The sequence below is a fragment of the Thermomicrobium sp. 4228-Ro genome (assembly GCF_026241205.1).
Classification (GTDB): domain Bacteria; phylum Chloroflexota; class Chloroflexia; order Thermomicrobiales; family Thermomicrobiaceae; genus Thermomicrobium.
Genome location: NZ_JAPFQM010000001.1, coordinates 378,516 through 404,111, shown reverse-complemented (window position 1 = coordinate 404,111; position 25,596 = coordinate 378,516). Strand labels below are relative to the sequence as shown.

Below are 25,596 nucleotides of genomic sequence, written 5' to 3'. Positions count from 1 at the left end.
GGCTAGCTGACTCCTTGATTTTCCTGCCTCAACGTCGGTTATCGGCCCTCTCAGCCAGAGTCGGGGGCGGGTTCGACGTTGTAGGTCATGTAGGTGTAGTCATCGCTCCTTCCGAACCGGAAATAGCTATCATCATCCTTGACCTCGACGATGACCGTGATCCATTGCCCGACATCTGCTGCAGTTACAGTCCAGATAGCTTGGTTGTCGCTACTCCAGTCACGGAGCAGCCTTGATTCAACCCAGAAGCGGTACAGCAAGGGGCGATTGCAAGGGCTCTGGGCTGTTGCGGTAAAGGTGAGGGTATCTCCGACATGGACGGTCGGCGCGTTGTCGAGCCCGCCAGGCCAATCCCCACCGGTTCCCTTGCCCCAGGAGTTCGGGTTGGTATGCCCGAGGCTATCGGTGACCTGCACGAGTGTCGGATACCCGCAGAAATCGGACCCGGGGGCGGGTTCGACGTTGTAGGTCATGTAGGTGTAGTCATCGCTCCTTCCGAACCGGAAATAGCTATCATCATCCTTGACTTCGACGATGACCGTGATCCATTGCCCGACATCTGCTGCAGTTACAGTCCAGATAGCTTGGTTGTCGCTACTCCAGTCACGGAGCAGCCTTGATTCAACCCAGAAGCGGTACAGCAAGGGGCGATTGCAAGGGCTCTGGGCTGTTGCGGTAAAGGTGAGGGTATCTCCGACATGGACGGTCGGCGCGTTGTCGAGCCCGCCAGGCCAATCCCCACCGGTTCCCTTGCCCCAGGAGTTCGGGTTGGTATGCCCGAGGCTATCGGTGACCTGCACGAGTGTCGGATACCCGCAGAAATCGGACCCGGGGGCGGGTGTGGGCGTTGGTGTGGGTGTCAGGGTGACTGGTGTCGGTGTCACACCAGGTGTCGGTGCGGGCGTGGGTGTTGAAGTTGGCGTCGGCGTATAAGGGTGAGTCTGTGTTGGTGTGGGCCTCGGCGTGGGTGTCGGGGAGGGTGTCGGCAGGGGTGTGGGTTTAGGTGTCGGTGTTGGCGTGGGTGTCGGGGTTACCGGTGTCGGCGTCGGTGTGGGCGTTGATGACGGTTCTGGCCCCGGAGAGCCGGACGGCAGGAGATGCAAAGCCTGCGCGCCGAGACGTCCGAGCAGAACATCCAGCCGCTCCGGCCAGACGCCCGGCTGGTACTCGAACCGGTGACGCTCGAAGTACTGCACGAGCACCAGCTGCCCACTGTCGGGGTTCACCTCCACGAATTCCTCGCTGATCGGATACCCGAAGATCGGCAACCCGCCGAACTGCTCCCAGTACTCGCGGAAGCGCCCGCACAGGTTGTGCTGGGTCTCGGGAAAGTACGTGCAGCTCCCAATCGGCTGTGCCGGCTGGAACGGCGGCTCGTGCTCGCGTCCGCGCGTCACTTCCCGCCCGATCAGGCTCAGGAGCACATCGTAGCGCTCCGGCCAGACGCCCGGATGCCACTCGAAGCGAGCCCGCTCGAACCACTGCGTCACGAGACCAGTTGTCGGATCGACGAACTCTTCGCTGAGCGGGTAGCCGAAGATTGCCAACCCGCCGAACCGCTCCCAGTAGTCGCGGAAGCCATGACAGAGCCAGTGGCCGGTTTCCGGAAAGTAGCGGCACGGCCCTTCGGTCTGCGCACGGGCGCTGGTGAAAGGTAGCGAGGGAACCGCCCCAACCAGACCAAGTAGCATTGCGAGTAGAAGCAGCATCCGCCCAGCGTGCGCCACAGATCCTTACCCCCTCAGTCGATGTGTGCATATTAAGTAATACCCGGTTGCGCCTGTTGTCAAGAGGGAGTCGGCTGAATCAGTGCGTGCTACCGGCCGTTGTCCCCGACCAGCTGCCGTGGTACACGGATAGAGTGCGCGGTTGTTTGTCTTCATCTTCTCTCAGTTTCCGACAGCTGGGAACTTCCAAGAGCGGTGGTGCGGGGCGGACCGGGGCGCGAGCAGCAGGCTGCCTGGCAAGCCCTCATCGAGAACACCTCGCAGGGAATCGACTCCCATAGCTCCTCGCCGTTCGAGCGGCTCAGGGACCTCTTCGGACACGTCCGAGCGCTCGGACGCGCCGACTGGTTTACCGACGGATCTGTGATCTATCCTGGAAGGAAAACCATAAAGCAGCGCAGTGTCGGGTCAACGTGAAACGGAAGACACAGAAGATGGCTGTCCAGCAGCGCACGACGCTCACAGCACTCGGAGTTCCGAGGACCGTCCTCCGGGAGTGGGTGCGGTCATGGCTGCTCGAAGATGTCGGAACCGGTGACGTGACCACCCAGGCAATCGTTTCCCCGGATGTCCGCGGTCAGGCTGAAATCGTCGCGCGCGAGGCGGGTGTCCTGTGCGGACTGCCGCTCGTCGAGCTGGTCTTCCACGAGGTCGATGACGAGCTCGACTGCACGGCGCTGGTTCGGGAAGGCGCATCGGTCGCCGCTGGAACGGTGGTGGCGCGGATCGCCGGCCGACTGGCGAGCATCCTCACGGGCGAGCGTCTGGCGCTCAACCTGCTGCAGCGGCTTTCCGGCATCGCGACGACGACGCGCCGATTCGTCGAAGCGATCGAGGGCACCGGTGCGGTGATTCTGGATACGCGCAAGACGACACCGGGGTTGCGGGCGCTGGAGAAATACGCGGTACGCGTCGGCGGCGGGCGGAACCATCGTTTCGGGCTATTCGATGGCGTCTTGATCAAGGACAACCATATCCGAGCGGTCGGCAGCGTCGGCGACGCGGTCCGGCGGGCGCGCGAGCGGGCTCCCCATCCGCTGGCAATCGAGGTCGAAGTCACGACACTCGACGAGCTCGAAGAAGCGCTCGAAGCCGGAGCCGATTGGATCTTGCTGGACAATATGGATCTGGAAACGATGCGTGAAGCGGTCCGGCGTGTAGCCGGGCGCGCACGGCTGGAAGCCTCCGGCGGGGTGACGCTCGAGCGCGTCCGCGCGATCGCCGAGACCGGTGTAGACGCGATCTCGGTCGGTGCGCTCACCCATTCCGTGCGTGCGCTGGACATCGCACTGGAAATCGTGGCGATCGATTCGGACTGAAGGGGGTCGTTCACTGCGATGCAGCAGCAGGAACTGGTTCAGGAGATTCTCCGGCTCAAGGAGGAACGACGTGCCGTCATCCTGGCCCACAGTTACCAGCGACCAGAGGTGCAGGATATCGCCGACTTCGTCGGTGACTCGCTCGGACTTTCGCGCGAGGCGACGAGGACCGATGCCGAGGTGATCGTCTTCTGCGGTGTCCACTTCATGGCGGAGACGGCAGCGATCCTGAACCCGGAGAAGACGGTCCTTCTGCCCGATCTCGAAGCGGGGTGCTCGCTCGCGGAAACGATCACCCGAGAGGACGTCCGTGCCTGGCGCGAGCAGCATCCGGACGGGATCGTCGTGGCGTACGTCAATACCAGTGCGGCGGTGAAAGCACTGGCGGATATCTGCTGCACGAGCGCGAACGCAGTCGAGGTGGTAGCTAGCCTGCCTCCGGATCGGCCGATCTTCTTCGTTCCGGACATGTTCCTCGGTGCGCACGTGGAGCGGATCACCGGCCGCAAACTGGATGTCTGGCTCGGTGAATGCCACGTCCATGCGGGTATCCGAAGCGAGGACCTGGAGGTGCAACTGGCGGCACACCCGGACGCGGAGTTTCTCATCCATCCGGAGTGTGGGTGCAGTTCGACCTGCATCTTCCTACGACCGGACGCGAAGCTACTCTCGACCGAGGGGATGGTGCGGTACGCCGCGCAGTCGCCGGCGCAGGAGTTCGTCGTGGCGACCGAGGTGGGCATCCTGCACCGGCTCAACAAGAAGGCTCCTGGCAAGCGGTTCATTCCGGTGCGCGAGGACGCCGTCTGCCAGTACATGAAGCGGACGACGCTCGAGAAGGTCTACGAGTCGCTACGCGATCTCAAGCATGTCATCACTGTTCCCGAGGAGATCGCTGTCCCGGCTCGTCGGGCGCTCGAAGCGATGCTCGCACTAGGCTAGAAGCGAGCGACGCCACGAGTTCCGTGATGCGACGCTCCAACGAGAGCCGGCCCGCTGATTCGGGCTGGCTCTCGTCCGGAGAGCGCTGCGGTCCTCCCAGCACGTCAGAGGCAGAAGCCAGGCGAGGCTGTACCGGCTATGGCTGACGCGCCGATTCGACGAACCGGTTGGTGAAGGCGGCACGCGCATCGACGTCGCTGGCCAGCAGCCCCCGCTGGCGCATCCAGGAGGCGTACTCGGTCCAGCGCCGCTCTTCCTGCCAGCCGAAGACCGGCACGCCCTCGGTCCAGAGCGGTGCGAGCAGCCGGATGCCGCGCTTCTCCAGCTCTTCGTTGGTCTCGGGATACTCCCGGACCAAAAGTGCCACTGCAGCATCCAGGTCACGGGCGGCATCCTGGTATCCGCGGATCATGCCGCGGACGAATCGCTGGACGCGGTCCGCGTGCTCGCGGAGTTCCTGTTCGCTGGTGACCATGACGAGTTCGTAGAAGTCCGGCACGCCCCACTGCTCGACGCGCAGAATTACCGGCTTTTCGCCTTGCTGCTCGATCAGGATCGACTCGTGTACCCAGTAGGCACCGATGACGGCATCGACCTGCCCGCTCAGTAGCGCACGAACGAGCTCGAATCCCACGTTGACCAGTGTCACGTCCTCCAGTCGTGCACCATCGGCCTCCAGCATCGTGGCAAGCAGTGCCTCGTCGCTCGGCAAGCCAGGATAGCCGACCTTCTTCCCGGCGAGATCGCGCGGACGGGTGATTCCGCTGCGCTCGAGCGCCATGACGGAGTTCAGCGGGTGCTGGACGAGTGCGGCGATCGAGACGACCGGGATTCCCTCGGCTCGAGCGAGAAGGACGTCGGTCTGGTAACTGATGCCATAGGTGTTCCGACCGGTCGCGACGAGTTTGAGCACGTCCTCCGGATTGGCCGGCACTTCCAGCGTGACGTCGAGCCCTTCGGACTGGACGTGCCCGTTCTCACGAGCCATGAGGAGACCGGTGTGATTCGACCAGGGATACCAGTCGAGCGCGACACTCACCGACTCGCGTGCCTCGGTCGGGCTAGCCGCGACAGCGGCGGTCGTGGGTGTCGCGGGTGGCGCCGATCCGCCTGCGGTGGGTCGTTCCCCAGCGCAGGCACTGGCGAGCAGCGCTGCCGTACCCATCAGAAACGTTCGGCGCGTGACTTTGCGCGTCATGCGTCTCCTCCTCTCCCTGTTATCGTTCCGTTCGCGATGTCGTGCGCCAGGGTAGGGCGATGCGCTCGACCACGCCGACGCTCCAGAAGAGGGCGATGCTGACCGCAGCGCTCACGAGCACCGCGGCGAAAACCCGGTCGGTGTGGAACTGCGAGGCTGCGCGGATCATGAGGTAGCCGAGCCCGGCAGCGGAACCGACCCATTCCCCGATGAGCGCACCGATGACGCTCACAGCGGCAGCGACGCGCAAGCCAGAGAAAAAGGCCGGAAGCGCTGCCGGTATGCGGACGATGCGCAATGTCTGCCAGCGCGAGGCACCGAGACTGCGGACGAGGTCGACCAGTTCGCCATCGACACCGCGTAACCCGTCGACCAGATTGACAGCGATCGGGAAGAAGCAGATGAGGACGACGACGATGACTTTCGGTGTCAGTCCGTATCCGAACCAAATCAGGAGCAGCGGCGCGAGCGCGACGATCGGGACGGCCTGCGACGCGACGACGAGCGGATAGAGCGACCGCTCGACGATCCGCGAGCTGACGATCCCGACAGCGAGCAGGATCGCGAGGACGACAGAGAGGACGAGTCCGAGCGCAACTTCCTCCAGAGTGACCGCGAGATGCTGGAGCAGGAGACGCTGGTCGCGGAGGAGTGCGAGCACGATCGCGCTCGGGGGCGGCAGAACCCAGCGTGGTACCGCGAGGACTCTGACCAGCCATTCCCACGTCGCCAAACCGACGGCGAGGATGAGTGCCGGCAGCAGACGTTCACGGTGCATCGGTCCGGACCTCCCGGGCCGATCGAGCCCGAAGTGCACCCAGCACGCGCGCTTTGAGCGCAACGAAGCGTGGATCGGTGACGATCTCGTAGGTTCGCGGGCGTGGCAGGGCGACCGGTACTTCGTCGACGATGCGTCCAGGGCGTTCGCTCAGCACGATGACGCGGTCGCTCAGGAGGATCGCTTCCTCGACATCGTGCGTCACCAGAACGATCGTGCGGTCGAGTTCCTCCCAGAGCGCGAGCAGCCATTCTTGGAGGCTCGCTCGGGTGAGCGCGTCGAGAGCACCAAACGGCTCGTCGAGGAGGAGGAGGGGTCGCTCGGCCATGAGCGTTCGGAGGAAGGCGACGCGCTGGCGCATCCCACCGGACAGCTGGGCTGGATAGGCCGCAGCGAACTCGGCCAGGCCGAAGCGTTCGAGCCAGGGCAGGGCGCGGTGGCGTGCCTCGTGCTTGGGCACACCGCGTAGTTCGAGCGGCAAGATCACGTTATCGAGGACGCGGCGCCACGGTAGAAGCAGGTCGCGCTGATGCATGTAGGCGACCCGACCGAGGCGGTGCGGAGCTGGTGCGCCGTCGAGCCAGACTTCGCCACTCGATGGTTCCTCCAGGCCAGCGACGATGTTGAGGAGCGTACTCTTGCCGCAACCGGAGGGACCGACGATGCTCAAGAACTCGCGATCGGTGACGACGAGATCGAGCGGCCCGAGTGCCTCGATGCGCGCGCGTCCGCGGTAGAAGACTTTCGTGACGCTCCGGATTTCGACCCGTCGGAGCGTGCTCACGGCCACCCCCCGGGTCGACGAGTGCGCGATCGCGACCGGCGGACGACAGCGTAGGAGAATGGGACGAACGAACCGCTCGACTGGCGGGACGAATTTTCGTCGTGTGGGGGGTTCTCGTGCACGGCCTTCCCTCCGCTGGCATTACCCAGTTCAGGTTCCACGGTCGGTGGCGGGGTGTCGAGCCACCCTCTCAGCCCGGTTAACCCCGAGCTCCCGCGGCCGTCTCGGTTGGCGAGACAGGACGGTAGCAAAATCGCGGAGCTTCGTCAAGTCTTTCCGGTTGGAGACAGGCCACTGGGTATTTCCGCCTCGTCGGCTTCGTTGTCTACGGGCAACAGGCGTTGAACGCGTACTGGGACGCGGTCGAGCGCCGACCGCTGCCCTATCGGGTCAGTGTCTGGCAGTGGGTCCTGGTGGTTATTGGGGGCTTCTTCTTCGCCTACGATCTCCTGACGAGCCTCGGGGTGCTCGCAGCGAGCTTCGTGCTGGCCTCGTACTGACGGCCGCCGATGGTGCGCTGGTCGACATGGGAATGGGAGCGGCACGGCGCGCTACGTACTGCTGAAACCGCGAGGAGCCCGTTTCTCCTAGAGGATGGGTGCTCGTGGTATGGTTAGCCCATCTCGTTCGTGTGCGCGTGCCGGGTCACGCATCGAGGAGCGAAGGCGACGCCGATGTCGACCTACCGGGCCGTGCTCGAACCGGTTCTTTCGCCAGCGGCGCTTGCCGTGCTCGATCGGCTGACGCCCGTCATCTGTGCCTTGTATCAACTCGAGGTGCTGCTCGATACCGCAGTGCCAGCTGAAGAGCACGCACGCCTTCGCGATCGGCTGGTGACGCGGCTCGAGCGGATCGTCGCCATTCTTCCGGCCGATGTCTCACCGACGGCCAATGAGATCTTCACCGCGGTCGAAGTCCTCGTGATGGACGTTCTCGGCCGTGAGCTCCATATCGGCGAGGAGATCGCGAGGTTGGAGACATTGACCGAGATCTTCCGTAGCGACCCGTTACTCTACCAGCTCGTCCGGAGCCAGGCGAATTGATTCTCGCCAGCACCTCCCCGTCCGACTCGGGTGAGCCTCCGTTACCGGGGACGAATACGCCACCCTTAGACGACGCGGAAGTCGAGGTGCATTCCCAACCTATAGTGCGTGGGGATGTTGCAAAGGAGAACGTAGTGCCCAGCGGGAAGCTCGAGCGTCATTTCAGCGGTCTTGCCTGGTGGTAAGTCCTCCGGCTCGATTTCGCCAAGGACCTCACCGGCTTCTTCTTCCTCAGCGGTCTGTTTCGCCTCGCTGTAGGGAAGCTGGTCTGCCGGTAGATCGGTGCGCAGCACGATGAGTTCATGCTCGAGCTGCCCGACGTTCGTGGTGACGAAGCGCACTCGCCCAGCCGGTACTTGCGCCGTGTCAACGCGGATGACGTACTCATCGAGTTCGACATTGACAGTCGTGACCAATTGACCGCGCTGTCGGCGACAAGCAAGGAGGACGATGGCGGCTAGCATCAGGATCTCACGGCGTGTCAGGGCTCTGTTCATCTCCTCACCTCCGAGGCACGAACTCGATCACCCCACGTACGGTGTGCGTTCGGGTCGCGATGAACCGGTTCAGCGAGCTGGGCGCGCTGGATCGCTAGCTCGACCGAGTGCAGGTTGTGTCAGCGAGAGACCCACTCTGCTGGACAGTCTATCACAGTCGCAGCCGGTGCAGAGCGGCGAGTCCGGATCGTCGGGGCGGCGCAGTGAACCGATTGCGCTCGGGTTCGACTTCCCAGAGTGTTGCCGCAAGACGGGGCATATGGCGGCCGCTGGAGAAGATCGGCCGTTCACTCGTCGGGGAAACGCAAGGTGACGGTACGGTGGACGGGGCCGATCTCGGTCGCAGGAAAGATCGCACGCGCGAGCGGGAGCCAGACTTCGGGATCGGTGAGCGAAGGACTGAAGTGCGTGAGCCAGAGTCGTCGTACGCCAGCCGTGCGGGCCAGTTCAGCGGCTTCGTGAAAGACCATATGTCCTCGCTCGACGGCACGCGGCAACATGGCAGGGTCTCCGTACATCCCTTCGCAGACGAGGAGATCGGCGTCGCGGACGAACGCCGGGAGATCGGGTGTCGGGCGGGTGTCCGTCACGAATGCGACGGTAATGCCGCGCCGGGGAGGGCCGAGGACGTCGTCGGGAGAAATCGTGCGGCCAGCGAGCTCGATCGGTTCGCCATGCTGCAGTCGGCGCCAGAACTCCACCGGAATGCCGAGTGCCCGAGCCCGCTCCGGCAAGAAGCGTCGGCCACGTGGGCGATGGATCGCGTAGGCTAGGCAGGGAACGCGATGCGCGACCGGTAGGCTCCGGACGAGCATCCCGCCGGGCAGGACCAGCTCGCTCGTCCCTTCCAGTTCGGTCACTTCGACGGCGAACGGGAGCACGGGGACGATCGAGCGCAGCGCATGAACGATACGAGTCGTCCCGTGAGGGCCGACGATGCGGACGGGTTCTTCGCGCTCCGCGAAGGCCAGCGAAAAGAGAATGCCCGGCAAGCCAGCCACATGGTCGGCGTGGAGGTGTGTCAGGAGGATCGTGTCGAGCTCGCGAAACCCCCAGCCGGTGTATCGCCAGGAGATCTGCGTTCCCTCACCGCAGTCGATCAGGATCGTGTGCCCCTCGCACCGCACCAGGAGCGCAGAGAGCCAGCGCTCCGGGAGCGGCATCATCCCGCCTGTGCCGAGTAAGCAGACGTCGATCATGCCCAACGACTCGTCCCTTCGCTGCACCGGTCGCGAATCGTACCACGTTGGGCCTTCCGGCCGGACGTGCTAGGATGCCGGCCGGGACGAGACGTTCGTGCGTTGGAGGCGAGCGATGGTGGACTTCGTGACGGGTCGACCGACGACGCTCGCGACCGAGGGGATGGTCGCGACACCGCACTACCTGGCGACCGTGGCGGGTTTGCGCGTCCTCCAGGAGGGTGGCAACGCCGTCGATGCGGCGATCGCGGCGAATGCGGTTCTGGCGGTCGTCTACCCGCACATGTGCGGCATCGGTGGCGATGCCTTCTTCTTGATCTGGGAGCCCCGCGAGCAACGGCTCCTGGCGCTCAACGGTAGCGGGCGAGCACCGCGTAGCCTGACAGCCGAGGATCTGCGATCTCGTGGTTATCGCACCGTCCCACCGAAGGGCCCCTGGGGCGTGACGGTACCTGGTGCGGTCGACGCCTGGGCGACCGTCCTCGAGCGCTGCGGCACGCGGTCACTCGGCGAGCTCTTGCAGCCAGCGATCCGGTATGCCGAGCAGGGCTTCCCGGTGAGCCGGCAACTCGCGGCGGCGATCGCGCAAGAGGTGGAAACGTTCCGTCGCCAGCCTGCCGCCGCAGCCCGGTTCCTGCCCGGAGGGCGCGTACCGTCCCCTGGCACGGTGCTTCGCCAGCCGGCGCTGGCCGAGACACTGCGCTCGATCGCCGAGGGTGGTCAGGATGTCTTTTACCGTGGGCCGATCGCGCAGGAGATCGTCACAGTCATTCGTGAGCAGGGCGGGGTCATGAGCACCGACGATTTGGCTGCGCATCGGTCGGAGTGGACCGAACCGCTGCGCACGACGTACCGTACTGTCGAGGTCGTCGAGCTCCCACCGAACACGCAAGGTGTGACAGCGCTGGAGTTGCTCAACATCGTGGAGGGTTTTCCGGTCACCGACCTCGGTTGGGGATCGCCGCAGCTCCTGCACCTCATGCTGGAAGCGAAGAAGCTCGCTTTCGCTGACCGCGACCGGTACCTCGGTGATCCGGCCTTCGTCACTGTGCCGGTCCACCGGCTTCTCGACAAATCGTACGCTGCCGAGCTCCGGTCCCGGATCGATCCAGACCGGGCGGCGATTCCCCCGGCGCCGAACTGGGAAAGCGACACGATCGCGCTGTGCGTTGTCGACCGAGAGGGCCGGGCCGTCTCGCTGATCCAGAGTCTTTATAACTCGTTCGGTAGTGGGCTCGTGGCTGCTGGCATGGTCTTGCACAACCGCGGGGCGTGCTTCGTCCTGGACGAGCGGTCGCCGAACGTGCTGGAACCGGGAAAGCGACCGTTGCACACGCTGATACCAGCGATGTTGCTGCAGGATGGTCGGCCGTGGGCCGTATTCGGCACGATGGGGGGGCACAGCCAGCCGGTCATCCATCTGCAGCTGGTGACAGGCATCGTCGACTTCGGTTTCGAGCCACAGCAGGCGATCGAGGCACCGCGATGGGTTTCTCGCCGGGAGCCTGGTGAGGAGCACGAGACGGTCTATCTCGAGCCGCTGCTCGCCGAGCGCGCACGTGCGGAACTGGTCCGGCGTGGGCATCGTGTCGAAGTGACCGAGCCATGGGCCTCGCTCATGGGGCACGCGCATCTTATCCTGATCGGAGACGATGGTGTTCTGCGTGGGGCGTCGGACCCGCGGGCCGAAGGGTGCGCGTTGGGCTGGTGAGCATCATTCGAGCGGAAGGTGCCCGTTGTCGTGCGGGCAGACGTGGCCCTCCGGACCGATGACCGCGCCGCAGCGTGGGCAACGGGGTCGACCAGCTGCGACGACGCGTGCGATCTGGCTGGCCAGCGCCTTCGCGGCCGGAAGCGTCGCACGTCCTGCAAAGACGGGATCTTCATCTTCGTCCTGTTCGATATCGTGCGCGAAGATCGCGATGCGCTGGTGCTCCTCGTCGTACCCTATGGCCATCTTCCCGACGACGTACTCGGGAATGTCCGGGGGGAGCGGGGTTTGCCGGGTGGCAGGTTCTTCCGGAATACGCGAGCGGAGGAGTCCGGCCAGCCGGAGTTGCTCGAACAGTTGCTCGATCGCCAGCCCGAGCGCTTGCAGCTGTTCTTTTTCCATCCACAGCGAGACGAGGTCGAGGCCGACTCCAGCGATCAACCGGAACCGTCGCTGGCCTGGTTGCCCGATCGCCTCCGCCTCGAGCACAGTGAGTTCCGGGTATTCGTGCCGTCCGACCATCTCCCGCTCCATGTTCTGGCCGATCGCCGCCATTGAGGATACACCAGCGGGCGCCGGCTCCGGCCGACGCCCGCACGGTGAGGTGGGGGATGGGTGTGGCAGGGGAGGGAGGACGTTTGCAACACCAAAACCGGTTCCTACCGTCGAGGACGAGCGGAACCGTTCTCACTATACCGGGGTTACGACACTTCGTCAAGGAAGAAGTTGTGGAATTTCTCGGCATTCGTTCGCGGCGAGCGGTGGCAGGCGATGGTTCGCTGCAAAAAGGAGACGCGCGAGGACGACGGAGAAGGTACGCTTGTGAACCGAGCGGAAAGGACGTGGAAGCGATGGACCGTCGACGGTTCCTCGTGCTGGTCGGGGGGATGCTCTTCCCGGCCTGCCGTAGCCCGGTCGTCTATCCGACACCGACTGCGACGCCGGTTTCCAGTTCGGTGTCAGCCGCCCGGACACCGAACAGCACGACACCGGGAACTCGCGTGGAGCAAGCAACCGCGACACCGCCGAGCGCGAGATCGGGATTCGCCTACGGCTTCAATGTCGCCTGGCGCGGTGACGAGGACGGGGAACCGTTCAATCGTCGCACGGCCGAGGCTGTGCGGGCTGCTGGTTTCGACTGGGTGCGCGTCCAGGTGCAGTGGGAATCGCACGAGCCGCAACCGGGGCAGTGGGACCTCCGTCCGCTCGATCGCGTGCTCCCGATCTATGCGGAGTACGGACTCAAGATCCTGGTGTCGGTGGTCTCGGCTCCGGCCTGGGCGCGAGAGACGTCGGGTGCGATCGTGCGGGACCTCAGTGTCTTCCGTGCGGCGATGCGCCGCTTCGCTGCGCAGTACAGAGGGCTGGTACAGGCCTGGCAGGTGTGGAACGAACAGAATATCGCGAGCAACGTCTACGGCCCGATCCGGGTCGACGGCTACGCGCGGTTGCTCCGGGCGGGATACGAGGGCGTCAAGGAAGGCGACTCCAGCGCGATCGTCGTGTCAGGGAGTCTCACACCGACCGGCGTGAACGACCCCAACCTCGCGATCGATGACGCACTGTACTTGGAGGCCTTCTACCAGCTCGACGGTGGCCAATGGACGCGCTACTTCGATATTCTCGGAACTCATGCCAACGCGACGCTGAATCCCCCCGATACCCTCTGGCCGGAGCGCCCCGGTCCGGGCCCTGGCTGGCGGGATCATCCGAGCTTCTATTTCCGCCGCGTCGAGCAGCTGCGCGCGATTATGGAAAAACATGGTGACCAGCGACCGGTTTGGATCACTGAGTTCGGCTGGACGACGAAGAATCCCGCTCCCGGCTACGAGTACGGTCAGTACGTCAGCGAGGAGCAGCAGGCGGCGTACCTTGTCGAAGCCTTCGATCTTGCACGGCGCGCGTGGCCGTGGGTCACCGGGATGTTCGTCTGGAACTTGAACTTCTCGACGATCGTCGGGCCGGATGACGAGAAAGGCCCCTGGTCAGTGCTCAACGCGGATTGGTCGCCGCGTCCAGCCTACCGTGCGCTGAGTGCGATGCCGAAGCCCCGCTAAGTGCAGCCTCCGTCGGCGAATAGCCGCGCCACTTCATCGACGACGAACGTCGGTAACGGTTGCGCACCGGTTTCGGTCAGGAGGATGCGGCAGTCAGGGTCAGGGTCGAGCCAGCCGAGCTGCGTGGCGGGGATTCCGGACTCGGCGAGCACGCGAAGCGCCTCTTCGACCACACTGGGTGCGACGACCGCGAGGAGGGCACCGGATGCGATGAGTCCGAGCGGGTCCAGAGCGAGCACACGACACACCGCTTCTGTCTCAGGGTACACCAGGATCGCCTGCTGCCGGACCCGGATGCCTGTGCCGCACGCGGTTGCGAGCTCGTGCAGGCCAGTCGCCAGGCCACCTTCCGTCGGGTCGTGCAGGTATCGCAGCGCTGGGCCGAGCTGCTCGTAGAGTAATTTGGCCGGACCGAGGACGCTGATCCCGGGATCGGTCAAGAAGGCCTGGCAGCGTGCCAGGAGTTCGGGGCCGAGCGCTCGCTCGAGTGTGCGTGCGCACTCCCTCGCGAGGAGCGCCGTGCCTTCGATCGCGATGCCGCGCACGAGGAGAATCGCGTCGCCTGGGCGAGCGAGCTCGGGTCGCAAGACGTGCTCTCGCTCGAAGACGCCGACCATCGTCCCGCTGACGATCGGACGATCCAGGCTAGCTGTGATTTCCGTGTGGCCACCCACGAGCGCGATGCCGAGGCTACTGGCAGCGTGCGCGAGGTCGTCCAGCACACGCTGGGCGAGTTCCACCGTCGCTGTCTCGGGGAGCAGGACGGTAGCCAAGAACCAGCGGGGGATAGCGCCCAGGCAGGCGATATCGTTGGCATTGACGTTCACGGCGTACCAACCGATCGCGTCCGTCGCGAACGTAATGGGATCGCTCTTGAGTGCCACGAGTCGCTCGCCGACGCGGACGACAGCGGCGTCACGGCCGATGCCGGGGCCGAGAACGACCGTATCGTCGAGTGCGATCCTGCCGAGGAAACTCGCCAGGAGATCGGCCGGCAACTTGCCGATGTGCAGTCGCTGCTCCGGCACGCCTCTCACCCCTCGTCTGCCTGCCCGAAGCTGATGCCGATGTTGCGGGCCGCGAGCAGAAGCGGATGATCGAGCGGTACCAATCGTGGGCCGCGGGCGACCTCGGCGAGCGGCACGCGAACGATCCCCCAGGTCACTTGACCGGTCGGATGGGCTCGTACGGCGACCATGATCCCCTGTTCGTCCTGGGCGAGCGCGTCGACTGCCGCTGCGCCGAGAGCTGTCGCCAGTGCGCGATCTGCTGGGGTCGGCGAGCCGCCACGCTGCAAGTGACCGAGCACTACCGCACGGACTTCCGTTGGAACCAGTTGGGCCAGCTGCTGTTGCAAGGCGATTGCGATACCACCGTACTTGCGCTGATAGGGGAGCGGACCGGTGCGCTCGAACACCGCTTCGCCGCCGGACGGTCGCGCTCCTTCGGCGACCGCGACGATCGTGAAGTGACGGCCGCGCTCGCGACGCCGGTGGACGACTGCTGCGACGCGTTCCAATGTGAAGGGAAGTTCCGGGATGAGAATCACGTCCGCGCCACCCGACACGCCTGCATGGAGCGCGATCCAACCAGCGTCCCGACCCATCAGTTCGACGAGCATCACGCGATGGTGACTCTCCGCGGTCGTGTGGAGCCGGTCGATCGCGTCGGTCGCAGTGGTAACCGCGGTATCGAAGCCGATCGTCTGAGCCGTACCGCGGACGTCGTTATCGATCGTCTTGGGGATACCGACGATCGGGACGCCGAGCTGGTGCAGCCGGTGCGCGATCGTGAGGCTTCCTTCTCCTCCGATGACGACGAGCGCATCGAGGGCGAACCGCTCCAGGGTCGCGATGAGGGTGGCACTGTGGTCGCGCGGCTCGGTATCACCCAAATCGGGGTGTTGGAACCAGAATGGATTCGCGCGGTTGGAAGCACCGAGGATCGTGCCGCCGCGCACGAGTAAGCCGCGCACGTCGTCCAGGCCGAGTTCGCAGACCCGGCCCAGAATGGCACCTTCGTATCCGTCGAGGAAGCCGACGACCGTCCAACCATAACGGAGGATCGCTGTCTTGACGACGGCGCGGAGAGCAGCATTCAGGCCCGGTGCGTCGCCACCACCGGTGAGCACTCCGATGCGTCGTTTCGCCACCTCGGCCCCCCGTTTCGGCTCCGTACCGCGGACAGACAGGTATACTCAGCGTCGAGAACGAACCGATGTCCGCCCCGACAGAGCCCCTGCGCATTCTACGCGAGCGCGGTGATGGCGAGCATGGTGCTGGAGTTTCCCTGGGGGAGTACGAGCGATGACGACGGAGCGGAAGTACGTCGAGGAACTCATCGAGCAAGAAGACGATTTCGACCGCTGGTACGTCGAAGTGATCCAAAAGGCTGAGCTGGCGGACGAGTCGCCGGTACGCGGCACCCGGGTGATCAGGCCCTATGGCTTTGCCCTCTGGGAGAACATGCAAGCCGAACTCGACCGCCGGATCAAGGCGACGGGCGTGCAGAATGCCTATTTCCCGCTCTTCATCCCGAAGAGTTACCTCGAGCGTGAGGCGGAGCATATCCAGGGATTCGCGCCGGAGGTCGCTTGGGTCACGCGCGGCGGCGACAAGGAACTCGAGGAGCCGTTGGCCGTTCGTCCGACTTCCGAGTCGATCATCTGCCCGATGTTCGCGCGCTGGGTACAGTCCTACCGCGATTTGCCCATCCTGATCAACCAGTGGTGCAGCGTCGTCCGTTGGGAGGAGCGTCCACGCGCGTTTCTCCGTACACTGGAGTTTCTCTGGCAGGAGGGCCATACCGTCCACGCTTCGCTGGAAGAGGCGGAAGAACGGGCTCGATTGATGCTCGAGGTCTACCGGGACTTCGTCGAGTCCGAACTCGCGATTCCGGTCATTCCGGGGCAGAAGACCGAATCGGAAAAGTTCGCTGGTGCGCTCCGCACCTACACCATCGAGGCGATGATGGGTGGCAAGCACTGGGCCCTGCAATCCGCCACTTCGCATAACCTCGGGGATCATTTCGGTAAGGTCTTCGAGATCATGTTCCTGGATCGAGAAGGAATGCGGCGGTATGCCTTCAATACCAGCTGGGGACTCTCCCATCGGACGATCGGTGCGATGGTGATGGTGCACGGTGACGACCGTGGCCTGAAACTCCCGCCTCGCGTGGCGCCGATCCAGGTCGTCATCGTTCCGATCTGGCGCAAGGACGAGGAGCGCCGCCAGGTCGAAGAGGCGGTCGAGCGCGTGCGCACCATGTTGCGACGGACGGTTCGTGTCCATGCCGATCTCCGCGACGACAAGACACCCGGTTGGAAGTTCAACGACTGGGATCTCAAGGGGGTACCGATCCGACTGGAGATCGGGCCGCGTGACGTGGCGAACGACCAGGTCACGTTGGTGCGGCGTGACGTGCTGGGCCAGCGTCGAACGGTACCAATCGCGAATGTCGTCGATGCCGTGCAGCAGGAACTCGCGTCGATTCAGGCGAGCCTGTTCCGAGCGGCTCGCGAGATGCTCGATCGGCATACCGAGGACGTTCGAGACTACGAGCGGTTGAAGGAGCGCGTCGCGACGCACGCAGGATTCAATCGGGCTTTCTGGTGCGGCAGCCCGGACTGTGAGGCCCGCGTCAAGGCGGAAACCAAGGCGACGATCCGGTGCATACCGTTCGAACAACCGTCCGAAATGGAGCCGTGCCTCGTGTGTGGTTCTCCTGGCCGGTATCAGGTCATTTGGGCGCGTGCGTATTGAACTTCTGGCTGGCAGGATCGAAAGACGCATCATGGGCCGGGCTTTGCACCCGGCCCGTTCTGCCCACCGATGGCTCGTCACGGCGGAAGGGGTGGGATTCGAACCCACGAGGGGCTTGCGCCCCCACACGGTTTCCAGCCGTGCGCACTCGGCCACTATGCGACCCTTCCGCGCAAGGCTGATCGATCGTGTGCCAATACTGAAGTCTACCTGGACGATGCGCTCCGGAGCAAGCGATGGGTGGCGTGCAAAAGGCCGTGGTCATTCTGCGGTGTGGGAAGGTGCTCCTCCTGCGCGAACGCACCGGATCATCGTCGGCCTGCGCCACTGCCGAGCTCTCTCGCCGACCGCGTCTGGGACGCTGGTGTCGGCAGGGGGCGTGCTCCGCACTGGCCGACCGTCAACGCATCGCAGTGGAAGGCGCTCTGCCTGCTCGGCCGTGATCAGGAACAGGTTCGTCCGGAACGATGAAGAGCCCGGTCATCGTCGGTGTGATGCATCGGCGGATGCGGCATGCCTGGTCGCTGGTACTCGATCTTCTTTTCCTTGTATCGTTCTGGGGGCTCTTTTTCTGGCCTCTCCTGGGTCGTCGAGAGTATCTCGTTCCGTACGACCTGATCGACCAGCACGACCTGTTCCGAGCGTTCTTCCACCGGGCTTTGGTGGATGGTGAGTCTGCCTGTTGGGCACCTTCATTCTCGGCGGCTATCCCATCGTCGCTGATCCACTGACCTTGTCGTTCTATCCCCCGGCGTTGCTGATGGATCTCCTGTCCTGGAGCACCGAGCTTCTCCCGTATTTCTGGATGGAATTCTTCGCTGCGAGCCATGTCCTCTGGGCAGCTATCGGAACCTGTGCGCTGGCGTAGGTACTCTGGCGTTCTCGGCTCGGTGGGCTCATCGCCGCAATGGCTTTCGCATTCGGTGGCTTTGTCGCCTGGTATCGACCATATCTCAGCGTGTTGGTTGCCCCGAGCTGGGCGCCACGGATGCTTCTCGGCAGAATGCTTGACCGGTGATTGCACACTATGGGGGAACCGCTTTTCTTGCATGCTGGAAGGGGAAGCTCTGAGATGGACTCGCGTTTCAGTCGGTGCGGAGCAGAATGCAGAATAACGCGGGAAGTTGTCTCCCGTGGTTTCGAGAACGAAAAACGCGCCCGCACACTCGTCAGTGCGCAGCGGCGCGAGAGAGCGGAGGGGGTGGGATTCGAACCCACGAGGCGCTCGTCACGCCTACCGCTTTTCGAGAGCGGCACCTTAAACCACTCGGACACCCCTCCACATGGCAGATGCAGGGCCGAAGCCCTGCACGCATACCTGGTACGCCCGGAGGGACTCGAACCCCCGACCTTTAGGTCCGCAACCTAACGCTCTATCCACTGAGCTACGGGCGCACGTTTTCGTTTCGTCTGCCGGTGTTCCCTGCCACCGGCACCCGACAGTATAGCACGCTCCGGACCCGGTGTGCAAGGCTGCACTTCCAGCTAGTTCACGCGAGCCTTATTGCCCGGAAGGCGGCCTTCCACGCGCGACGACCGCGTCCAGCCGCTCCCGGAACAGCCGAAGGAGCGAACCCGGTGGGCTATGATTGTCGAAGAGCGCTGAGCCAGTCACGATCACGTCGGCACCCGCACGCAGCACGGACTCCAGGTTGGACAGCTTGATTCCCCCGTCGACGGAAATGAGACACGAGAGTCCGGCGTCGTCGATCGCTCGACGCAACCGTTCGACTTTCTTCAGTACGGCCGGAATGAGGGTCTGGCCACCGAAGCCGGGGTTGACGGTCATCACGAGTACCAGATCGACGAAGGGGAGGATTTCCTCGATGGCAGCCAGGGGTGTTGCTGGGTTCAGCGCGACTCCAGCGAGGAGACCGAGTTCCTTGATCGCACTGACGGTGCGATGCAGATGGACGGTCGCCTCGACGTGGATAGTCAAGAGGGTCGCGCCAGCCTCGGCGAACTGGGACAGGTAGCGTTCCGGCTCAACAACCATGAGATGCACGTCCAGCGGCAAATGTGTCGAACGCCGGACTGCAGCAACGACCGGGATACCGAAGCTGATGTTCGGGACGAAACGGCCGTCCATCACGTCGAGGTGCACAGCATCTGCGCCCGCCTGCTCGAGTTCCTGGACGATCGCTCCGAGGCGGGAGAAATCGGCGTTCAAGATCGATGGTGAGAGCATCGGCCGTCTGGAGCCGAATGAAAGTGCCATGATGATCCCTCGATGAGCTTCTCCGGGCGGTCAACCCGACCGCTCACTGAGTGTACTCGGCCCTTCGCTACGCTTGCCGAGGGATCGAAAGGAGAACGGGTCATGAGGCGAACCTGGTATGTCGTCGGAAGCGATCCCGTCCCAGCTGGTGCGATCTTGCGGCGCGATGTCGTTCTCGAAGCGGACGGACGGCAACAATTTCGGCGTGGTCTTCCGCTCGAGCAGTTTCTCGAAAAGATCGGGAGGTATTCGGGCATTCGTGTGCCGATCGCAGTTCCGGACCCGGGTGAAATCGAGCAGCACGCTGCTTCCGCGCGTATCGCCGAAGCTGTGACAGGGGATGGTACCGAACTCGACCCACCGCATCAGGGACAGGTCAATGTGCGGGCGTCGATCTCCGGTGTCGTGCGCGTCGACAGTACGCGACTCGAGCGGCTGGTCCGAAGCGGGCTGGCGCTTGTTGCGACTGTCCTCGACGGGCGAGTCGCACAGCCGGGTGAGACGATCGCGATCGTCAAGGCACCGGCCTACTTCGTCCCTGAGGATCGACTGGCGCGAGCGCTCGGCAAGCTCGGTGGGCGACCGGTCGTGCGGGTTGTACCGTTCCGACTGCGCCGGGTTGCTTTGCTAGCCGGCGAGCGAGTGCGGCCAGCGGCCGTCGATGTCGCTGCACGAGCCTTGCACGAGAAACTCGCCCGGTTCGGTGCTGAGCTCGTCGAAACGACACGACTCGACCGGGACGAGGCGCAGCGTATCGCCGAGCGTCTCGCCGAGTGGATCGATCAGGGGATCGAGCTGGTCTTGACGGCTGGATCGATCATGCTCGACCCGGACGATGCATTCCTGCGGGCTCTTCGGCCGATCGGTGCACGACTCGCGGTGCGTGGTGCACCGGTCGATCCTGGAACCATGTTCTGGGTTGCCTACCGGAGCGAGGTGCCCATCCTCGGGCTCGCGAGCTGCGAGCTGTACGGTCGAGTCTCAGTGTTCGACCTCGTCGTACCGTACGTGCTGGCCGGGGAGCCGGTAGGCCGGTCGCTCTTTGCCCGGCTCGCACATGGCGGGCTACTCGAAGATACCTATCAGGCACGACTCCCGCGGGATTGGCGCTCCGGTCGGAGCATGGGGTCGTGACCGGTGGTGCAGCGTATACTCGCCACGGGTGACGGGATGAGGGATGCTGAACCGGCTGCAGCAGTTCGAAGACTTCGTCGAGCGTTTGATGGAAGGTACCGTCGGGCGAATCTTTCGGACGACGGTCCAACCGGCTGAGATCGCGCGCCGGCTCGAGCGCGCGATGGATGCCCAGCAGCTGGCCACACCGGAAGGACCGATCGTACCGAACGATTTCCTCGTTCGGCTGCATCCTGACGATTTCGTGCAGTTCGCGGACTTCGCTGACTCGTTATCACTCCAGCTCGAGGAATGGTTGCTGGATATCGCTGAGGAGCGTGACTACGGGTTCGTGGACCAGGTGCGTGTGCGACTCGTCGGTGATCCGGCGGTGCCGCGGCGGCAAGTCGTTGTCGAGGCGAGAATGGCTGAGCTTCCTCCGGACGACTTCGCTGGGCGGCAAACGTGGCAGCGGACGGAGGTCTATCGCGTCCTCCAAGATACCGGCAACGTTCCGCGAGCCTTCCTCCGCGTGGTCGAGGGGCCGCTGACCGGACAGACGTATCTGATCCGAAAGCGCGTGACGACGATCGGTCGCGCGTTGGACAACGACATTGTCCTCGAAGCGCTCGATGTATCCCGGCACCATGCGCGGATCGAGTACGTGGACGGTCGATTCGAGGTGATCGATCGAGGCTCGACCAACGGCACGCTCGTGAACGGCATGCGTGTGGAGCGTGCTCCACTCCGCAACGGTGATCGAGTTGTGTTCGGTACCGTCGTACTCGAGTTCTCGCTTCCAGGGGCGTGAGTCAGCCGGATGGACGGGTTCGTTCAGCTGCCGTTCGAGTGGTTCGTCCTGCTCCTCCGTTTGGTCTTCGCGTTCCTGCTGTACTTTTTCATTTTCCTCATCGCGCGGATCACGATTCGTGAACTGGCCGCTGTGGCGAGCAGCAGCAGCGAGGGTGGTGGCCCGCCTGGCCATCTCATCGTCCAGTCGCCGGGTACGACTGGGCTCCGTCCCGGTACGCGGTTACCGCTCGATCCAGTGACCGTGATCGGGCGTCACCCTTCGTGCACGATCCGACTCGATGATGCGTTCGTTTCGACGGAACACGCGCAGCTCACCTGGGAGCATGGTCGCTGGTGGATCACCGATTTGAAGAGCACGAACGGTACGCGCGTGAACGGCCGACCGGTCACGGCGCCGACTGGTCTGCGGTACGGGGATGTGATCGAACTCGGTGATGTCCGTTTGGTGCTGGCACCCTGAACGGCAGCTTGCGAGTGCGTGCAGGAGTGTACTCCCGATGCTAGGATGAGGGAAAACGGGGAGCAGGAGAAGCGGGTAGCTGGCCGCTTCTCTTGTGTCTTGTCCGGCAGCATGTTTCGGTAGCCGTACAGGGGTCGACCTTCAGGGGAAGGGGGGATTGGTGAAAATCCTGCGTTGCCTCGCGCTGGTATGGCTGCTGCTCGGCTCGGTCGCCCCTGCGTCTCCGCTACCCGTTCGAGCAGCTGCACCGAGCGTTCCCGAAGATTTGGAAATGCCGCGTTACTTTTCCGAGACAGGCTTCTGGGTACAAGGACCCTTCCGCCGTTTCTGGGAGACGCACGGCGGTCTCTTCATCTTCGGTTACCCGATCACCGGTGTTTTCAAGCAGGACGGCTACTGGCGACAATACTTCGAACGGGCGGTCTTCGAGTATCACCCCGAGTCCGCCGGAACCGAGGATGAAGTGCAACTCGTCCGGGTGGGAGCCTGGCGAGTGAGCGGACGCGAGGACGAGGAACCCTTCCGCCCGATCGAGTGGTTCCCCGACACGAGAGACCGCCGCTATTTCCCAGAAACTCGACACTCCCTGGCGTTCGGTTTCAAGGCGTACTGGGATCGCTACGGCGGCTGGCGGGTCTTCGGCCTGCCCTTGTCTGAGGAATTTTCCGAACAGAACCCGCCCCCGCCGGCTGGTGACGGGGCGGTGCACACGGTTCAGTATTTCGAGCGGGCGCGTTTCGAGTATCACCCCGAATATGCCGGTACGCCGTATGAAGTGCTGCTCGGCCTGCTCGGACGAGAGTATCTGGCAGTGCGAGGAGCGCCTCAGGAGGCGCTCGCCCGGCAGGATCCAGCTCTGCCGCCGTACGATCCGATCCGCAACCGGCAATACGGCCCACATGTCGGCTATGGATTCAACATCGCCTGGCGGGGCGACCATGACGGAGATGGCTTCAACCAACGAACCATGGATCTGGTAAAGGGAGCCGGCTTTTCCTGGATCCGCTTCCAGGCAATCTGGCGGGACATCGAGACGCGCCCAGGGCGCTACGATACGCACGCTCTCGATCGTATCATCGGCACGGCAGCTGCGAACGGTGTCAAGATCGTCGTCAGCGTGGTGGGACCGCCTCCGACGTGGGTGGATCCGAACGGGATGATGCCGGCTGACCCGTCCTCCTATGGAAAACTCATGGAGTTCCTCGCCAAGCGCTATGCTGGAAAGGTCCATGCGTGGGAAATCTGGAACGAGCAGAACCTCGCCTACGAGACTGGTGGACATGTCGACGTGGGGCGATACGTGAACCTCCTGAAGGTGGCGTACCAGGGAATCAAGAAGTCCGATCCGCGCGCGATCGTGCTGTTCGGCGGCTTGACGCCCACGGGAGTCATGGATCCATCGATCGCGATCGACGATGTCGAATACCTCCGTATGGTGTACGCCTATAACAACGGTGAAGTGAAGCAGTACTTCGATCATCTCGCGACGCATCCGGGCGGAACGCTCAACCCACCTGATACGCTGTGGCCAGATCGGCCCGGTCCCGGCCCAGGTTGGCTGGACCACCCGAGCTTCTATTTCCGGCGCGCGGAGCAGTTGCGGCAGGTCATGGTGGAGAACGGGGACGCCGCGAAGCAGGTTTGGCTGACCGAATTCGGGTGGTCGACGGCCAACCAGGCGCCCGGGTACGAGTATGGGAACTACATCAGCGAGCAACAGCAGGCCCAGTACCTGGTGCGGGCGTTCGAAATCGCGCGGACCGAATGGCCATGGGTCGGTGTGATGCTCGTGTGGAACCTCAATTTCAGCACCATCACCGATCCCAGTGACGAGAAGTTTCCCTGGTCAGTCGTGTACACCGACTGGAGTCCGCGACCGGCCTATCGGGCTCTGCAGGAGATGCCGAAATGAGGGAACAGCGCGTGGACGGTGAGCGGGCGGGAGTGCTGCCAGTGCGTGGCAGCCTCTCGCTCGTTCTGCCAGCGTACAACGAGGCAGCGAATCTCGAAGCAGTCGTTCGACGTGCACTGGCTGTGCTCCCGGAATTGGTCGAGCGCTTCGAAATCATTATCGTCGATGACGGCAGTCGAGACGGAACCGATGAGATCGCCGAGCGGCTCGCTCGCGAAGACCAACGCATCCGGGTGGTTCACCATCCGGTCAATCGCGGCTATGGTGCGGCGTTGCGCTCGGGGTTCGCGGCGAGTCACGGTGAGCTCGTCATGTTCATGGACGCCGATCAGCAGTTCGATCCGGCGGATTTCGCGCACCTCGCACCATTCTTGCCGCATGCCGATATCGTAGCCGGGTACCGTGTCCGGCGTCGCGATCCCTGGATCCGGTTAGTCTATGCTGCGCTGTTCAATGCGGCGATGCGTTTGCTCTTCGGAATCACCGTGCGTGATATCGACTGTGCGTTCAAGGTCTTGCGCGGCGACCTCGTCCGTGCGCTCGATCTCCGCATGAACGGGGCACTGGTCAATACGGAACTCCTCGCGAAAGCTCAGCGTGCTGGTGCCACCATCGTCGAAGTGGGAGTACACCACTATCCACGGTTGAGCGGCGAGCCTTCAGGCGGCAGTGTGCGCGTCATCCTGCGGGCGATGCGGGAGGTGCTCCAGCTCTGGTGGCTGCTACTCTGGTACCGACCTCCACAGGGGCTCGGGCGTGGTCGTCCGCAACCCCGATCCGCACAGGTGGTCCGGGCTGGTGCTTTGGCGTTGCTCGGTCTTTCCGCCGCATGGTGGATGCTGCGGCGATTCATCCGGAAAGACGAGCGTTAGCCATTCGCGTCGAATGCGCCGAGCCGCGAGCGGAGGACCGATGCACGTATACCCATGACGCGCACGCGCTTACGTCGGCTTCGGGCACCCGCCGTGATCGTGACGGAGCGATACGGGACGTCGAGCAACCCGGCGAGGAAACGGCGGAGTGCTTCGTTCGCTGCGTCGTCGACTGGCGGTGACGATATTCGGACGACCAGGGCTCCGTCGCGGATTCCGACGAGTGTTGTCTGCGCTGCTCGTGGTTGCACGTGTACCCAGAATTCCAGACTACCGTCGGGCTGCTCACTGAGGCGCAGGCTCATCGACTACCAGCTTTCTCCCGTCCATGCGTGACGAGTCGTTCGGGCAGAGCGCGGTTGAAGCTGCCGCTTCGATAACCCTCGAGGTCGAGGGTGACGAACTCGTATCCGACCGAGCGCAGCCGCTCGACGATCTCTTCCCGCAACTCGAGGGCTCGCGGAAGGTCCCCAGGCTGCAGTTCCAGGCGTGCGAGTGTGTCATGGTGTCGAACGCGAAAGCCGCGGAAGCCGAGTTCGCGCAATGCTCGCTCCGCCGCCGCCACCTGTCTGAGCTTCTCGACTGTGATCGGCGTACCGTAAGGAAAGCGCGAGGAGAGGCAGGCATAGGCGGGCTTGTCCCAGGTCCGGAGGCCGAATTCCCGGCTCAGTTCGCGGATTTCCTGCTTGGTCAGTCCCACCTCAGCCAGTGGATGAGCGACACCGAGATCGCGAGCAGCGCGGAGGCCCGGGCGGTAGTCGTGCAAGTCGTCAGCATTCGTCCCGTCGACGACTGCCGCGAATCCCTCGGCGGCCGCGAGTGCGCGTAGCTTCCCGTACAGCTCGTTCTTGCAAAAATAGCAGCGCTGGTGGGAATTCATCGTGTAACGTGGGTCGGTCAGCTCCTCGGTCCGGATGAGCACGTGGCGGACGCCGAGTTCTTCGGCGAGCTGGCGCGCCTCGGCGATTTCCTCCTCGGGGTATGTCTCGGAAAGACCGGTGGCCGCCAGCACCCGTTCGCCCAGCGCCTGGCGAGCAGCGTAGAGCAAGAGTGTCGAATCGACGCCAGCACTGAAGGCAACAACGACCGAGCCGAGGGCTCGGAGTCGTTCCAGCAATCGTTCATACTTGGCGCGGAGCTCGTCTCGCATACGGTGCTCCGATCGTACCTTTTCGGCACCGGATGACAAGGG

Annotated in this window: 25 protein-coding genes, 3 tRNA genes and 1 riboswitch; of the genes, 13 read left to right on the top strand and 15 right to left on the bottom strand. The window is 64.0% G+C overall.

From position 1 onward, the window contains the following. Positions 1-50: 50 nt before the first annotated feature. On the bottom strand, positions 51-1,727 hold the full coding sequence (locus OO015_RS02085; protein WP_265939306.1) for a hypothetical protein: 1,677 nt from the start codon (positions 1,725-1,727) through the stop codon (positions 51-53). A 434-nt stretch (positions 1,728-2,161) separates the two neighbouring features. Here OO015_RS02085 and nadC point away from each other — a divergent pair, with 434 nt between their 5' ends. Both nadC and nadA read left to right on the top strand, forming a co-directional pair. Beyond that, the gene (gene nadC / locus OO015_RS02080) at positions 2,162-3,046 is read left to right on the top strand and encodes a carboxylating nicotinate-nucleotide diphosphorylase (protein ID WP_265939304.1); all 885 of its coding nucleotides are present in this window, start codon (positions 2,162-2,164) and stop codon (positions 3,044-3,046) included. An 18-nt stretch (positions 3,047-3,064) separates the two neighbouring features. After that, positions 3,065-3,988 (top strand): quinolinate synthase NadA, encoded by a 924-nt coding sequence (gene nadA / locus OO015_RS02075; protein ID WP_265939302.1) that lies wholly within the window; start codon positions 3,065-3,067, stop codon positions 3,986-3,988. 136 nt (positions 3,989-4,124) lie between these two features. On the opposite strand, the gene OO015_RS02070 is transcribed toward nadA, so the two are convergent. From OO015_RS02070 to OO015_RS02060, 3 genes are read right to left on the bottom strand one after another with little or no spacing between them, the layout of a single operon-like run. After that, positions 4,125-5,186 (bottom strand): ABC transporter substrate-binding protein, encoded by a 1,062-nt coding sequence (locus tag OO015_RS02070; protein ID WP_265939300.1) that lies wholly within the window; start codon positions 5,184-5,186, stop codon positions 4,125-4,127. Between the two features lie 19 nt (positions 5,187-5,205). Then, on the bottom strand, positions 5,206-5,964 hold the full coding sequence (locus OO015_RS02065; RefSeq protein ID WP_265939299.1) for an ABC transporter permease: 759 nt from the start codon (positions 5,962-5,964) through the stop codon (positions 5,206-5,208). Beyond that, positions 5,954-6,748: an ABC transporter ATP-binding protein gene (locus tag OO015_RS02060; protein ID WP_265939297.1), complete on the bottom strand. Its 795-nt coding sequence runs from the start codon at positions 6,746-6,748 to the stop codon at positions 5,954-5,956. The genes OO015_RS02065 and OO015_RS02060 overlap by 11 nt, the downstream gene beginning before the upstream one ends. A gap of 109 nt (positions 6,749-6,857) precedes the next feature. Further along, positions 6,858-6,975: riboswitch (TPP riboswitch) on the bottom strand. Between the two features lie 114 nt (positions 6,976-7,089). Between OO015_RS02060 and OO015_RS02055 the strand changes: the two genes are divergently transcribed. Next, complete coding sequence (locus OO015_RS02055; protein WP_265939295.1) at positions 7,090-7,248, top strand: hypothetical protein; 159 nt, start codon at positions 7,090-7,092, stop codon at positions 7,246-7,248. Between the two features lie 174 nt (positions 7,249-7,422). Continuing rightward, positions 7,423-7,791 (top strand): hypothetical protein, encoded by a 369-nt coding sequence (locus OO015_RS02050; protein WP_265939293.1) that lies wholly within the window; start codon positions 7,423-7,425, stop codon positions 7,789-7,791. 65 nt (positions 7,792-7,856) lie between these two features. Here OO015_RS02050 and OO015_RS02045 read toward each other — a convergent pair whose 3' ends face one another. Together OO015_RS02045 and OO015_RS02040 are read right to left on the bottom strand one after the other, a co-directional pair. Beyond that, positions 7,857-8,288 carry a hypothetical protein gene (locus tag OO015_RS02045; protein ID WP_265939291.1) on the bottom strand — a complete coding sequence of 144 codons (432 nt, stop codon included), beginning with the start codon at positions 8,286-8,288 and terminating at the stop codon, positions 7,857-7,859. Positions 8,289-8,575: 287 nt separating this feature from the next. Beyond that, positions 8,576-9,487 (bottom strand): ribonuclease Z, encoded by a 912-nt coding sequence (locus tag OO015_RS02040; RefSeq protein WP_265939290.1) that lies wholly within the window; start codon positions 9,485-9,487, stop codon positions 8,576-8,578. Between the two features lie 115 nt (positions 9,488-9,602). Here OO015_RS02040 and ggt point away from each other — a divergent pair, with 115 nt between their 5' ends. Beyond that, complete coding sequence (gene ggt, locus OO015_RS02035) at positions 9,603-11,198, top strand: gamma-glutamyltransferase (RefSeq protein ID WP_265939288.1); 1,596 nt, start codon at positions 9,603-9,605, stop codon at positions 11,196-11,198. A gap of 3 nt (positions 11,199-11,201) precedes the next feature. Here the strand turns inward: ggt and OO015_RS02030 are convergent, their stop codons facing one another. Further along, positions 11,202-11,753, bottom strand: coding sequence for a DUF3090 family protein (locus OO015_RS02030; protein ID WP_265939286.1), 552 nt, complete (start codon positions 11,751-11,753; stop codon positions 11,202-11,204). A gap of 296 nt (positions 11,754-12,049) precedes the next feature. Between OO015_RS02030 and OO015_RS02025 the strand changes: the two genes are divergently transcribed. After that, on the top strand, positions 12,050-13,255 hold the full coding sequence (locus OO015_RS02025; RefSeq protein ID WP_265939284.1) for an endo-1,4-beta-xylanase: 1,206 nt from the start codon (positions 12,050-12,052) through the stop codon (positions 13,253-13,255). On the opposite strand, the gene OO015_RS02020 is transcribed toward OO015_RS02025, so the two are convergent. Together OO015_RS02020 and OO015_RS02015 are read right to left on the bottom strand one after the other, a co-directional pair. Then, positions 13,252-14,283 (bottom strand): AIR synthase family protein, encoded by a 1,032-nt coding sequence (locus OO015_RS02020; protein WP_265939282.1) that lies wholly within the window; start codon positions 14,281-14,283, stop codon positions 13,252-13,254. The genes OO015_RS02025 and OO015_RS02020 overlap by 4 nt on opposite strands. A 5-nt stretch (positions 14,284-14,288) precedes the next feature. Then, positions 14,289-15,407, bottom strand: coding sequence for a 6-phosphofructokinase (locus OO015_RS02015; protein WP_265939280.1), 1,119 nt, complete (start codon positions 15,405-15,407; stop codon positions 14,289-14,291). A 154-nt stretch (positions 15,408-15,561) separates the two neighbouring features. Between OO015_RS02015 and proS the strand changes: the two genes are divergently transcribed. Beyond that, on the top strand, positions 15,562-17,016 hold the full coding sequence (proS, locus tag OO015_RS02010) for a proline--tRNA ligase (protein WP_265939279.1): 1,455 nt from the start codon (positions 15,562-15,564) through the stop codon (positions 17,014-17,016). A gap of 83 nt (positions 17,017-17,099) precedes the next feature. Here proS and OO015_RS02005 read toward each other — a convergent pair. Further along, positions 17,100-17,186, bottom strand: a tRNA-Ser gene (locus OO015_RS02005). A gap of 512 nt (positions 17,187-17,698) precedes the next feature. On the opposite strand from OO015_RS02005, the gene OO015_RS02000 reads away from it, so the two are divergent. Next, positions 17,699-17,884, top strand: coding sequence for a hypothetical protein (locus OO015_RS02000; protein ID WP_265939277.1), 186 nt, complete (start codon positions 17,699-17,701; stop codon positions 17,882-17,884). 325 nt (positions 17,885-18,209) lie between these two features. Here the strand turns inward: OO015_RS02000 and OO015_RS01995 are convergent. The 3 genes from OO015_RS01995 to rpe form a co-directional block, all read right to left on the bottom strand. Continuing rightward, positions 18,210-18,297 (bottom strand) — tRNA-Ser (locus OO015_RS01995). Between the two features lie 38 nt (positions 18,298-18,335). Beyond that, positions 18,336-18,411 (bottom strand) — tRNA-Arg (locus tag OO015_RS01990). 106 nt (positions 18,412-18,517) lie between these two features. Continuing rightward, on the bottom strand, positions 18,518-19,234 hold the full coding sequence (gene rpe, locus OO015_RS01985) for a ribulose-phosphate 3-epimerase (protein WP_265939275.1): 717 nt from the start codon (positions 19,232-19,234) through the stop codon (positions 18,518-18,520). A 102-nt stretch (positions 19,235-19,336) separates the two neighbouring features. Here rpe and OO015_RS01980 point away from each other — a divergent pair, with 102 nt between their 5' ends. From OO015_RS01980 to OO015_RS01960, 5 genes are all read left to right on the top strand, one after another. Next, a complete protein-coding gene (locus OO015_RS01980; RefSeq protein ID WP_265939273.1) occupies positions 19,337-20,368 on the top strand; it encodes a molybdopterin-binding protein in 1,032 nt (343 codons plus the stop codon). Positions 20,369-20,411: 43 nt separating this feature from the next. Continuing rightward, on the top strand, positions 20,412-21,158 hold the full coding sequence (locus OO015_RS01975; RefSeq protein ID WP_265939271.1) for an FhaA domain-containing protein: 747 nt from the start codon (positions 20,412-20,414) through the stop codon (positions 21,156-21,158). A gap of 9 nt (positions 21,159-21,167) precedes the next feature. Next, positions 21,168-21,620, top strand: a complete 453-nt coding sequence (locus OO015_RS01970; protein WP_265939269.1) for an FHA domain-containing protein — start codon at positions 21,168-21,170, stop codon at positions 21,618-21,620. A 160-nt stretch (positions 21,621-21,780) separates the two neighbouring features. Then, entirely contained in the window at positions 21,781-23,532 is a 1,752-nt protein-coding gene (locus OO015_RS01965) for a cellulase family glycosylhydrolase (protein WP_265939267.1), read from the top strand. After that, positions 23,529-24,404, top strand: coding sequence for a glycosyltransferase family 2 protein (locus OO015_RS01960; protein WP_265939265.1), 876 nt, complete (start codon positions 23,529-23,531; stop codon positions 24,402-24,404). The genes OO015_RS01965 and OO015_RS01960 overlap by 4 nt, the downstream gene beginning before the upstream one ends. Here OO015_RS01960 and OO015_RS01955 read toward each other — a convergent pair. Then, a complete protein-coding gene (locus tag OO015_RS01955; protein ID WP_265939263.1) occupies positions 24,401-24,709 on the bottom strand; it encodes a DUF167 domain-containing protein in 309 nt (102 codons plus the stop codon). The two genes, OO015_RS01960 and OO015_RS01955, sit on opposite strands and share 4 nt — an antisense overlap. Further along, the gene (gene larE, locus OO015_RS01950; RefSeq protein ID WP_265939261.1) at positions 24,706-25,554 is read right to left on the bottom strand and encodes an ATP-dependent sacrificial sulfur transferase LarE; all 849 of its coding nucleotides are present in this window, start codon (positions 25,552-25,554) and stop codon (positions 24,706-24,708) included. The genes OO015_RS01955 and larE overlap by 4 nt, the downstream gene beginning before the upstream one ends. Positions 25,555-25,596: the final 42 nt, after the last annotated feature.

What these genes read in the sequence shown, in the direction of transcription:
- nadC (WP_265939304.1), top strand. Translation starts at nt 2,162, where the DNA reads ATGGCTGTCCAGCAGCGCACGACGCTCACAGCACTCGGAGTTCCGAGG.
- nadA (WP_265939302.1), top strand. Translation starts at nt 3,065, where the DNA reads ATGCAGCAGCAGGAACTGGTTCAGGAGATTCTCCGGCTCAAGGAGGAA.
- OO015_RS02070 (WP_265939300.1), bottom strand. Translation starts at nt 5,186, where the DNA reads ATGACGCGCAAAGTCACGCGCCGAACGTTTCTGATGGGTACGGCAGCG.
- OO015_RS02065 (WP_265939299.1), bottom strand. Translation starts at nt 5,964, where the DNA reads ATGCACCGTGAACGTCTGCTGCCGGCACTCATCCTCGCCGTCGGTTTG.
- OO015_RS02050 (WP_265939293.1), top strand. Translation starts at nt 7,423, where the DNA reads ATGTCGACCTACCGGGCCGTGCTCGAACCGGTTCTTTCGCCAGCGGCG.
- OO015_RS02045 (WP_265939291.1), bottom strand. Translation starts at nt 8,288, where the DNA reads ATGAACAGAGCCCTGACACGCCGTGAGATCCTGATGCTAGCCGCCATC.
- OO015_RS02040 (WP_265939290.1), bottom strand. Translation starts at nt 9,487, where the DNA reads ATGATCGACGTCTGCTTACTCGGCACAGGCGGGATGATGCCGCTCCCG.
- ggt (WP_265939288.1), top strand. Translation starts at nt 9,603, where the DNA reads ATGGTGGACTTCGTGACGGGTCGACCGACGACGCTCGCGACCGAGGGG.
- OO015_RS02030 (WP_265939286.1), bottom strand. Translation starts at nt 11,753, where the DNA reads ATGGCGGCGATCGGCCAGAACATGGAGCGGGAGATGGTCGGACGGCAC.
- OO015_RS02025 (WP_265939284.1), top strand. Translation starts at nt 12,050, where the DNA reads ATGGACCGTCGACGGTTCCTCGTGCTGGTCGGGGGGATGCTCTTCCCG.
- proS (WP_265939279.1), top strand. Translation starts at nt 15,562, where the DNA reads ATGACGACGGAGCGGAAGTACGTCGAGGAACTCATCGAGCAAGAAGAC.
- rpe (WP_265939275.1), bottom strand. Translation starts at nt 19,234, where the DNA reads ATGGCACTTTCATTCGGCTCCAGACGGCCGATGCTCTCACCATCGATC.
- OO015_RS01980 (WP_265939273.1), top strand. Translation starts at nt 19,337, where the DNA reads ATGAGGCGAACCTGGTATGTCGTCGGAAGCGATCCCGTCCCAGCTGGT.
- OO015_RS01975 (WP_265939271.1), top strand. Translation starts at nt 20,412, where the DNA reads ATGCTGAACCGGCTGCAGCAGTTCGAAGACTTCGTCGAGCGTTTGATG.
- OO015_RS01970 (WP_265939269.1), top strand. Translation starts at nt 21,168, where the DNA reads ATGGACGGGTTCGTTCAGCTGCCGTTCGAGTGGTTCGTCCTGCTCCTC.
- OO015_RS01960 (WP_265939265.1), top strand. Translation starts at nt 23,529, where the DNA reads ATGAGGGAACAGCGCGTGGACGGTGAGCGGGCGGGAGTGCTGCCAGTG.
- OO015_RS01955 (WP_265939263.1), bottom strand. Translation starts at nt 24,709, where the DNA reads ATGAGCCTGCGCCTCAGTGAGCAGCCCGACGGTAGTCTGGAATTCTGG.
- larE (WP_265939261.1), bottom strand. Translation starts at nt 25,554, where the DNA reads ATGCGAGACGAGCTCCGCGCCAAGTATGAACGATTGCTGGAACGACTC.